The following is a 1,025-nucleotide window of genomic DNA, read 5'->3' as shown; positions in this document are numbered from 1 at the left end:
GGCTCAAGCGTCTCCTGCTCGACCTGAAAGGAGATATACCAGTGCCCGGCTGCTTGGCTGACGGTCGCGTTTTTAATTTTTCCTTCAACTGGCTGGGACTGGCGAAACTTGACCCACGCCAGCCCGGCAGGAAGCTTCACGCGACCCTTTTCAAGGCGGCAATACTTGTCGAAGTTGACGAAGCGGATTGAGTCGCGGTTGTCGCTTTTTTTCTTGAATACGGGTGCCTTGGCGGCGAGTTTCTTATCAAAGCAGCGCATCCACGCGCCATGCAAATCCTTGAGCTTCTGCTGGAGGTTGTCGGTATATGCCTCGGTCAGAAAGGCCATTTCTGGGTCTTTCTTCCAACTGGTGAGCATCCGGTTCAGCTCAAAGGCAGAAGGCAGTTTTTCGCCAGCATCCAGAATGCGTTTGGTTTCTGCCAGCCCGTGATTCCAGACATAACGAGCACAACCGCCCAACTGGCGCAGGCGTTGCGCTTGTTGTTCGGTCGGTTCGAGTCGGAATTTGTAGGCTTTCAGAATTTGCATTTGGCGCTCAGTGTGTAGCATTATTGCCATATCTATTAAGCCCGATTGAGTGACAGAATGCAATTCACTAAAATTAATTAATAACGCCATGCGGCCTACGCTTTGCACGTACACTTGGTGTTTATTACCAAGTATCGAAAGCCGATATTGGGGGATCTGCATCACGCTTCCTTCGGTCAGTGTGCGGCAGAAGTTTGCAGAGATCGTTGGAGGTGATCAAGCAATACATTCAAAACCAGCGGGGCTGACGCCCCGGCGAAATTCCCCTCCCACCTACGTCGGAGGGAGTCCCCTTTCGCATTCCTGATTACCCATGATTAGCAGTCAGTTACCACGAACTATACTGATGTTACGTACAGTTATCGAGGTGCGAGATCATGGCCAAAAGCAAAATCCAATTCCAGAAAGGCTACAGCCTGTTTGAGTTTCTCAAGGACTATGGCACTGAGGCTCAGTGCGAAAACGCGCTGTTCACTTGGCGTTTTCCTAACGGCT

The 1,025-nt window shown here is 50.9% G+C and carries 1 protein-coding gene and 2 pseudogenes; 2 read left to right on the top strand and 1 reads right to left on the bottom strand.

Annotated elements, in window-relative coordinates; translation table 11 throughout:
* A partial coding sequence (locus MUW49_RS19575; protein WP_244813105.1) for an RNA-guided endonuclease TnpB family protein occupies positions 1-530 on the bottom strand: 530 nt, incomplete at its 3' end.
* Between the two features lie 102 nt (positions 531-632).
* On the opposite strand from MUW49_RS19575, the pseudogene MUW49_RS19570 reads away from it, so the two are divergent.
* A pseudogene (locus MUW49_RS19570) lies at positions 633-734 on the top strand (IS200/IS605 family transposase); the annotation flags it as partial.
* A gap of 173 nt (positions 735-907) precedes the next feature.
* Positions 908-1,025, top strand: a pseudogene (locus MUW49_RS19565) (IS1595 family transposase); the annotation flags it as partial.

Source organism: Aeromonas sp. LsrichE-8G (assembly GCF_022869435.1).
GTDB classification, from domain to species: domain Bacteria; phylum Pseudomonadota; class Gammaproteobacteria; order Enterobacterales; family Aeromonadaceae; genus Aeromonas; species Aeromonas caviae.
This window is presented reverse-complemented; position numbering and strand designations above follow the sequence as displayed.